Origin of the sequence: Actinomadura darangshiensis, from assembly GCF_004349235.1 — a bacterium.
Lineage (GTDB): Bacteria > Actinomycetota > Actinomycetes > Streptosporangiales > Streptosporangiaceae > Spirillospora > Spirillospora darangshiensis.
Genome location: NZ_SMKY01000353.1, coordinates 1 through 8147 on the forward strand (window position 1 = coordinate 1; position 8147 = coordinate 8147).

Below are 8147 nucleotides of genomic sequence, written 5' to 3' on the forward strand. Positions count from 1 at the left end.
CGGGGGTCCGGGGCGGCCGGGGCGGCCGGGTCGGCTCAGCGCCGGTCGAGTTCGTCGGCGAGCCGGTGCCAGTCGGTGGCGCAGTGGCGGGCCAGCTCGGCGACGGCCTCCCGGCAGTGCGGGGGGACGCAGTCGTACAGGTCCGCCCAGTCGCCGGGCGCAATGACGCGCGCCCGCAACAGCAGCAGGAGCCGACGCCCGGCGCCGGTGTGCCGCAGCGAGGGGTCCTTCATGAGCGTCTGGAGGATCGCGCCGTGGTCGCGCGGCCCGTCCGCGCCGTGGGGGCGCTTCCGCTCCGCGCGTCCGGTACCGCCGACGGCCCGCGGCCCGTCCGCGCCGGTGCGCCGCCGGGGGGGCGGCGCGGCGTATCGGTCGGGCACGGGGTTCTCCTTGCGCAGCAGCCGTCTGCGCACGTCATGAGCGGTCGACAGGGACACGCCGGCGGCCCTGGCGATCTCCCGCAGCGGCGCGTCCGGCCGCTGCTCCATCGCCCGCGCGGCGGTGAGCCGCCCCTCCGCGCTGTTGAGCGGCCGGATCCGGCCGTCGGCGCCGAGCCGGCCGTTCGACTGCGGCACGGTCGCGGACGAACGCCGGATCCCGGCCACCGACTTCGCCGACAGGCCGGTCCGCGCCGCGATCGCGCGGTCCGACAGCTGCGGGTGGCTCGCCATGATGCGGGCCGCGGCGGCGCGCCGGTCGGCCCGCGACAGCGGGAGCCCGTGCGCGACGTTCTCCTCGACCGCGCGGACGAACGCCTCGTCCGCGTCGCCGTCGAAGTAGACGATGGGGATGGTCTCGTCGCCGCGCAGGATCGCGGCGCGCAGCCGGTGCATCCCGTCGATGACCCGCATCGTGGACCTTTGGACCAGGATCGGGGGCATCGCGCGGTCGGCTTCGACGAGCCGCAGCGTGTGGTCGCGGTCCTCTCCGGTGAGCCGCGGGGAGTCGGCCGACAGTAGCGAGGTGACGGGGACGGAATGGACCGCTTCGGCCGGCTCCTCCCCGGTGTCGCCCGGCCCGTCCGGGGCGTTCGCCCGTTTCGCGGAATCCGCCGGTGCCGCGATCATGCTGGGCTCCATCCGCCGTCTCACCTCTCACCATGGATGATCGCTGTGGGGAGCGCGATCATGACATCGAGCGACCAGCTGGCTGTCCGGGTGGAACGATCTCCGTTCCATGATGGAAACCGGGAAACTGGTCTTTTGCAAGGGTGAACTCAGGAGTTTGGCATTTTCAGATAAGTGGTCCTCTGGACGTCCCGGACCCGGCCGGCATTCCCTGGGCTATTCGGCGTGCCGCCGTGAGCGACGTCCACGCGGTGATCTCGATCAGCTCCCGGTCGCCCGCCCGCTCCCGCCGCCACTCCGCGATGTCCGCCGGCCCCACCTGGTACGAGGCGAGGGCGGTGAGCAGCGCCAGCCGGGCGGCGGGCCGCTCGTCCGGCGCCAGGTCCGCGGCGGCCCGGGCGGCCCAGCCGCGGTCGAGGCCGGGCGGGCGGCCGTCCCACGCCCGCAGCCGGGCCCGCACCAGCTCGCGCACGGGTCCGGGGACGGCGCCCGCCGCGCCTGCCTCGACGGCCGCCGCGGCGCGCGCCAGCGCGTCCGCGACCGGCGGGGCGTCCGCAGCCCAGGCGAGGTCGGGCGGCGGCGGCGCGGGCGGCAGCAGCGGCAGCGCCGCGCCCGGCGGCGGGCCGCCGCGGGCCGCCGCCCCGGCGAGGCGGCCGAGCAGCCGCATCATCGGGCCGTGCGCGCGCCGCGGCACCCGGGCCGGCAGCGGACCGTCCCCGAGGAACACGTTCACCATGCGGTTCAGGTAGTGGAACGTCAGCACCACCCCGGTGAGCTCGGCCAGCGCCCCGGGCGCCAGCGGCGGCGCGGGCGCCTCGCCCGCCGCCCAGCGCGCGATCCGCTCGCGGCCCGGGTCGCCGACCCGCCCCCACCGTCCGTCCGCGACGGCCGCCGCGGCCGCCGGCGACGACAGCGCGCCCAGCGTCGCGCCGTGCACCGCCACGCAGTACGGGCACCGGTTCGCCCGCGAGACCGCGGCCGCGGCCGCCTCCTTGTCGGCCCGCTCCGCGATGCCCGCGGCGACCAGCGTCTCCCGCAGCATCACCCAGGACGCCGCGAGCGGGCCGGGCGCCGGCGAGTGCAGCGCGACCGGCGGGGCGAGCATCCCGAAGTCGCGTTCCACCTGCGCGTACACCGCGGCGACGGTGCCGCGGGCGGCGCCCGGCTGGACCGGCGCGACATGCCTGACCTGCTCCAGCGCCCGGCGCAGCGGGCGCCGCAGGATCCCCGGTGCCACCGTCGCCCCTCAGCCGCCGCCGACCATGTCGCGCACCAGCGGGGTCGCCGCCCGCCGCGCGCTGGTCACCCCGTCGGGCGCGGGCGCCCCGTAGCCGACCGCGACGCCGTGGTCCTGGGCGGCCCGCACGATCCCCGGCACGGCCCGCTCGGCGAGCGCCGCGATCGTGAACGCCGGGTTCACCGTGAGCGCGCCCGGGACCGCCGACCCGTCGGTGACGAAGATGCCGGGGTGGCCGCGCAGCTCGTGCCGGTCGTCCAGCGCGGACGTCGCGGGATCGTCCCCGATCCGGCACGACGCGAGCGGGTGGACGGTGTAGGCGCCGACGAGGTCGTTCGTCCACGGCTCCACGGTGGCGAGGCCGTCGCGCTCCAGGATGTCCTTTACCTCGGCGTCGGCGGCGGCCCAGCCGCGCAGCGTGTTCGGCGTCGGGTCGTAGCGCAGCGAGCCCCTGCCGAGCATCTGCTGGGAGATGCGGACGGCGTTCCCGGTGGGCGGGGGAGGGCCGAAGACGCCCTCGTTGTCGTCCTCGCTCATCGTGAAGATCGTCAGCCAGGACTGCCAGCGGCGGAGCATCTCCTTCTTCTCCGGTCCGAACCAGGTCGGCTCGCCGCCGGCGCCCGGGATCTGGGCGAGGATCGTGCCGAACCCGGGCGGGAAGTAGAGCTGCTCCAGCGTGAACCGCTCGAACTCCGGGAGCGTCCCGTCCAGCCGGTCCCAGCTCGTCACGCAGGGGCCCTTGCCGACCTGGGACGCGGCGTACGCGCCGCCGGGGTGGTGCAGCCCGAGCACCTCGCGGACCCGGTCCTCGTCGAAGACGGCGGTGTTGAGCCGCTCGCCGTTCCCGGAGAAGTACCGGCCGACGGCGGGCGGCAGCGTGCCGAGCTCCGCGGCCGAGCGCTGCAGGATCACCGGGGTGGCCCCCGCCCCGGCGGCCAGGACGACGATCTTGGCGTCGATCGTGCCCTCGCCTGCCGTCACCCGGTAGTCGTCGCCGTCGATGTGGGTGTAGTGCACCCGGTACCCGTCCGGGGTGCGCGACAGCCGCTGCACCTCGTGCAGGGGGCGGATCTCCGCGCCGTGGGCCACGGCGGCGGGCAGGTAGTTCAGCAGCAGCGACCGCTTGGCGTCGAACCGGCACCCGGACATCATCCAGTTGCAGTTGGTGCACCGGTCCCGGTCGATCGCGGCGGGCGCCGGGTTGGCGGTGCGGCCGGCGTGCGCGCACGCCGCGGCGAACAGGCCACCGGAGTAGGTGACGTCGTTCCAGTCCTGCCGGGTGATCGGCAGCGACTCGGCCACCCGGTCGTACCAGGGCTCCAGCGTGTCGCGGGTGATGGACGCCGGCCACATCCGGCGGCCGAGGCTTCCCCGGCGCTCGAACACGAACCCGGGGACGCGGGGCATCGCGGCGAAGTACACGACGCTGCCGCCGCCGACGCAGTTGCCGCCGAGGACGCTCATCCCGTCCCCGACCACGAAGTCGAAGATCCTGGTGTAGGAGGAGCCGAGCAGGAAGTCGTGGTCGAACTCGTCGCTGGCCACCCACGGGCCGCGTTCCAGCATGACCACCTTCGCGCCGCCGGCGGCCAGGTGGTAGGCGGTGATCGCGCCGCCGAATCCGGTGCCGACGACGAGGATGTCGGCGCTGTCGCGGGCGGTCATGTCAGGCTCCCCGTCGCGTCGGTGTCCGGGTGGACGGACGCGAGCTCGCGCCGGTAGGAGAACCGCGGGAACCGCCACAGCCCGTCGTCGTCGGGCGGGGCGAACCCGAGCGCCACCAGGCCGGGGTGCCCCTGCTCGACGGCCTCGGTGGTGTGCATGTGCGCCGCGGTGTCGAACGCCATGTTGCTGAACAGCGCCAGCAGGACCCACAGGTCCTTCTCCGGGTGGTCGGGCGCGGTGAGCGCGCGGACGACCGCGGTGCGCTCGGCGAACGGGAGGGCGACGAAGGGCGGCACGGAGCCGTCCAGGTCCAGGCCGCGCCGGTCCGCGTGCTCGCGGGCGTGCCGGTCGAGGGCCGCGGCGTAGTCGTCGAGCGCGTCCGCGATGCCGGTCGCGGGCATCTCCAGCAGGGCGATGGCGCCGGCGGCGACGGCGCCGGGGCCGGGGGCGGCGCCCGCCACGGCCCGGTCGTCCGGCCCGCGCTTCTCCCCGGGCACGATCGTGTCGGCGAAGGCCTCCAGTGTCGGCGTCCTGCCGGCGGCCCCGGTCGGGCTCTCGGTTTCCATGCGGTCTCCTCACACGGCGTAGCAACACAGTTCAGTAAAAATGGGGCAGATCGGCTGTGCATCTTCGGAAATGCCCGCGGAACCGCACGCGGGCGGCCCTCCGGCGTGCGCTGCGGCCCCGCCGCGGGAACCGCTCCCGGAAAGGGCGGCCTTTCCATTCCGGTGGGGCCCGGGAGCAGTAAGAATGACCATCTGGTCAATCGCTCACCGGAAAGCGGTACTTTCCATGCAAGAACGAGCTCGGCTCACCCGGCAGACCATCCTGGAGGCCGCGGCGGCCGCCTTCGAGGCGCACGGGTACGGCGCGGCCCGCCTTCAGGACATCACCGACCGGGAGGACGTCAGCAAGGGCGGGCTGTACTTCCACTTCCCGTCCAAGGAGTCGCTCGCCCTGGAGATCATCCGGCGCGGCGAGGAGCTGCACATCGACCTGGTGGAGGAGCTGCGCCCGCGCTTCCCGCGGGCCATGAGGCTGCTGATCGAGTACACCCGGCAGGTGGGCCGCGCCTTCAGCGACGACGTGGTGGCCCGCGCCGGGACCCGGCTGCTGCTGGAGAGCCGGCTGCGCGACCTGGCCGGCCCGCCGCCGCTCGCCCGCAGGATCGGCACCGTGCGGGAGCTGCTCGTGGCCGCGCGGGAGCAGGGCGACCTCGCGCCGCGGGTGGACCCGCCGTGGGCCGCGCAGCCGCTGGCGGCCGCGTTCCTCGGGTTGCAGATGATCGTGATGGTGCGCGGCGGCCCCCTCGACCCGGACACCTGCGTGTCGCAGATGTGGCGGGTCTTGCTGCCCGGTCTCGTCCCCGCCGCGCGCCTGGACGACCTCCTGGGGGCGCTGCCCGCGGCGGGCGGCTGACGTCCGTTCCGCCGGGGCCGCCGCGGGCCTCAGCGCGGCGGGTCGCCGAGCACGCCGCGCGCCCGCAGCAGCGGGAGGACCCCCTCGCCGAAGGAGTACGCCTCCTCCAGATGCGGCTGCGCCGACAGGATCAGGTGGTCGACGCCGAGCGAGCGGTACTCCTCGATCCGCTCCGCGACCTGCTCATGGCTCCCGACGAGCGCGGCCCCCACGCCCGGCCGGACCAGCCCGTAGCCGGCCCAGACGTTCGGGTAGACCTCCAGGCCGGCGGCGCCGCCGCCGTGCAGTGCCGCCGCGCGGCGCTGCCCCTCGGACTCGCTGCGCGCGAACCGGCGCTGCGCCTGGCGGACCCGCTCGGGCTCGATGCCCTCGACGAGCCGCCGGGCCACGGCCCACGCCTCCGCCGCGGTGTCCCGGCTGATCACGTGGAAGCGGGTGCCGCAGCTCAGCTCCCGGCCGCGGGCGGCGGCCGCCTCCCGCGCCCGGTCGAGCAGCCCGGCGAGGTCCGGCGGCGGCTCGCCCCAGGCGAGGTAGGTGTCGGCGTGCGCGGCCGCCACCGCCCGTGCCGCGTCGGACGACCCGCCGACGAAGACGTGCGGCCGGACGGGATGCGGCCGGGCCAGCAGCGCCCCCTCCACTTGGTATTGCTCGCCGGCGAAGTCGAACCGCTCGCCCGTCCAGGCGCGGTCGAACACCTCCAGGAACTCCGCGGTGCGCGCGTACCGCAGGTCGTGGCCCAGCGGGTCGCCGTAGCGGCGCTGCTCGTCGGGGTCGCCGCCGGTGACGATGTTGAGCTGCAGCCGTCCGTCCGACACCCGCTGGAACGTCGCCGCCATCTGCGCCGCCAGCAGCGGCGCGACCAGGCCGGGCCGCAGGGCGATCATGAACTTGATCCGCCGGGTGCGGGCGGCGAGAGCGCCCGCCGCCACCCAGGGGTCCTCGCAGAACAGGCCGAACGGCGTCAGCATCCCGGTGAAGCCGAGGCGGTCGGCGGCCAGCGCCACCTGGGTGAGGTAGTCGATGCCGGGCTCGCGGCGCGTCCCCGGCGCGGGTTGCCCTCCGGACGGTTTCGCGATCTCCCTGCCGTCGCCGTGCAGCGGCAGGAACCAGTACAGGTCCACGATGCGGCGCCCCCTCGCTTGCGGGCCCGGCGCACCCGGCCGGGCGGCCTCACCCTAACTCCGGTTCCCGCACGTCGGAGGGGGGTGCGGGCGGACTCGGCAATCGCGAAGAAGTCCGCCGCGCGCCGCATTCCGGAAGATGCGCCGCCGGCCGCGCCGCGCCGACGATGACGCGGTGGGACCCGGCTCGCCGCGCGGCGGAGCCGGGCGGGACGCAGCGTGGGAGGTGCCCGCATGCGGGTGATCGTCGACTACGACCAGTGCGACGCCAACGGGCTGTGCAGCGAGCTCGCGCCGAAGATCTTCGAGCTGGGCGCCGACGACGTGCTGCGCGTCCGCGAGGAGCGGCCCAGGCCGGAGCTGTGGCCGGCCGCCGAGGAGGCCGCGCGGGCCTGCCCCAAGCTCGCCATTACGCTGACGGAGCACGCCTGATGGCCGTGGCGGCCGCCCTCGGCGCCCGCACCCCCGTCATCGTCGCCGCCGCCCGCACGCCGATCGGCAGGCGCGGCGGCGGGCTGGCGGGGCTGAAGGCCGTCGAGCTGCTGCGCGCCGTGCTGCTGGAGGCGATCGGCCGGGCCGGGATCGCGCCGGACGACGTGGAGCAGATCATCGGCGGCTGCGTCACCCAGTCCGGGGAGCAGAGCCTCAACGTGACCCGCAACGCGTGGCTGAGCACCGGCCACGACCCGGCGGTCGGCTGCACCACCGTGGACGTGTCGTGCGGGTCGGCGCAGCAGGCCAACCACCTCGTCGCCGCGCTCGTCGCGGCGGGTGCCATCGACGTCGGGATCGGCTGCGGGGTGGAGTCGATGAGCCGGGTGCCCATCGGGACGAACCTGTACCAGGGACCCGGCCACCACAAGACCACCGACTACCCCTGGGACGACCCGCCGAAGGCGCAGTTCGGCGGCGCCGAGCGGATCGCCCGCCGGCAGGGCGTCCGCCGCGCCGACGCCGACGCGTTCGGGCTGACGTCGCAGCGGCGCGCCGCCCGCGCGTGGGACGAGGGCCGCTTCGACGCGGAGGTCGCCGCGGTGACCGCGCCCGTCCTGGACGGCGACGGCGCACCGACCGGCGAGCACCGCCGCGTGACCCGCGACGAGGGGCTGCGGCCCACCACCATCGAGGGCCTGGCGCGGCTGCGGCCGAACGTCGAGGGCGGCGTGCACACGCCCGGGACCACCTCGCAGATCTCCGACGGCGCGGCCGCCGTCGTGTGGATGTCGCTGGAACGCGCGCGGGCGCTCGGCCTGCGGCCCCGTGCGACGCTCGCCCACCAGGTCGTCACGGGCGCCGACCCGTACTACCTGCTCGACGGTCCGGTCGCCGCGACCCGGCGGCTGCTCGGCCGGGCGGGCATGGTGATCGGCGATGTGGACCTGGTCGAGATCAACGAGGCGTTCGCGTCCGTCGTGCTGAACTGGGCGTCCGCGTTCGGCACCGACCTGGACCGCGTCAACGTCAACGGCGGCGCGATCGCCCTCGGCCATCCGCTCGGCGCCACCGGGACCCGGCTGCTGGTGACGGCGCTGCACGAGCTGGAGCGCACGGACCGCGAGCACGCGCTCGTCGCGATGTGCTGCGGCGGCTCGCTCGGCACCGCGTCCCTGCTCCGGCGGGTGTAGGGGGGCCGGGACG

At 75.8% G+C, this 8147-nt stretch carries 8 protein-coding genes; 3 read left to right on the top strand and 5 right to left on the bottom strand.

The features are described 5' to 3' along the window. Window positions 1-35 precede the first annotated feature (35 nt). The 4 genes from E1293_RS41105 to E1293_RS41120 form a co-directional block, all read right to left on the bottom strand. Window positions 36-1067, bottom strand: coding sequence for a ParB/RepB/Spo0J family partition protein (locus E1293_RS41105; RefSeq protein ID WP_132204590.1), 1032 nt, complete (start codon window positions 1065-1067; stop codon window positions 36-38). Between the two features lie 166 nt (window positions 1068-1233). After that, window positions 1234-2304, bottom strand: coding sequence for a carboxymuconolactone decarboxylase family protein (locus E1293_RS41110; RefSeq protein WP_132204592.1), 1071 nt, complete (start codon window positions 2302-2304; stop codon window positions 1234-1236). A 9-nt stretch (window positions 2305-2313) separates the two neighbouring features. Continuing rightward, window positions 2314-3969, bottom strand: coding sequence for a GMC family oxidoreductase N-terminal domain-containing protein (locus tag E1293_RS41115; RefSeq protein ID WP_132204594.1), 1656 nt, complete (start codon window positions 3967-3969; stop codon window positions 2314-2316). Continuing rightward, on the bottom strand, window positions 3966-4535 hold the full coding sequence (locus E1293_RS41120; RefSeq protein WP_132204596.1) for a DUF5987 family protein: 570 nt from the start codon (window positions 4533-4535) through the stop codon (window positions 3966-3968). Before E1293_RS41120 ends, E1293_RS41115 begins: the two co-directional genes overlap by 4 nt. A gap of 226 nt (window positions 4536-4761) precedes the next feature. On the opposite strand from E1293_RS41120, the gene E1293_RS41125 reads away from it, so the two are divergent. Then, on the top strand, window positions 4762-5388 hold the full coding sequence (locus E1293_RS41125) for a ScbR family autoregulator-binding transcription factor (RefSeq protein ID WP_165978630.1): 627 nt from the start codon (window positions 4762-4764) through the stop codon (window positions 5386-5388). A gap of 29 nt (window positions 5389-5417) precedes the next feature. Here the strand turns inward: E1293_RS41125 and E1293_RS41130 are convergent, their stop codons facing one another. Further along, a complete protein-coding gene (locus tag E1293_RS41130) occupies window positions 5418-6509 on the bottom strand; it encodes an LLM class flavin-dependent oxidoreductase (RefSeq protein ID WP_207939405.1) in 1092 nt (363 codons plus the stop codon). Window positions 6510-6743: 234 nt separating this feature from the next. Between E1293_RS41130 and E1293_RS41135 the strand changes: the two genes are divergently transcribed. Continuing rightward, the gene (locus E1293_RS41135) at window positions 6744-6941 is read left to right on the top strand and encodes a ferredoxin (RefSeq protein WP_132204602.1); all 198 of its coding nucleotides are present in this window, start codon (window positions 6744-6746) and stop codon (window positions 6939-6941) included. Beyond that, entirely contained in the window at window positions 6941-8134 is a 1194-nt protein-coding gene (locus E1293_RS41140) for a steroid 3-ketoacyl-CoA thiolase (RefSeq protein WP_132204604.1), read from the top strand. The genes E1293_RS41135 and E1293_RS41140 overlap by 1 nt, the downstream gene beginning before the upstream one ends. Window positions 8135-8147 lie beyond the last annotated feature (13 nt).

Excerpts from the sequence above, each read along its gene's own strand:
- E1293_RS41125 (WP_165978630.1), top strand. The coding sequence starts at position 4,762 with ATGCAAGAACGAGCTCGGCTCACCCGGCAGACCATCCTGGAGGCCGCG.
- E1293_RS41135 (WP_132204602.1), top strand. The coding sequence starts at position 6,744 with ATGCGGGTGATCGTCGACTACGACCAGTGCGACGCCAACGGGCTGTGC.
- E1293_RS41120 (WP_132204596.1), bottom strand. The coding sequence starts at position 4,535 with ATGGAAACCGAGAGCCCGACCGGGGCCGCCGGCAGGACGCCGACACTG.
- E1293_RS41105 (WP_132204590.1), bottom strand. The coding sequence starts at position 1,067 with ATGATCGCGGCACCGGCGGATTCCGCGAAACGGGCGAACGCCCCGGAC.
- E1293_RS41115 (WP_132204594.1), bottom strand. The coding sequence starts at position 3,969 with ATGACCGCCCGCGACAGCGCCGACATCCTCGTCGTCGGCACCGGATTC.
- E1293_RS41140 (WP_132204604.1), top strand. The coding sequence starts at position 6,941 with ATGGCCGTGGCGGCCGCCCTCGGCGCCCGCACCCCCGTCATCGTCGCC.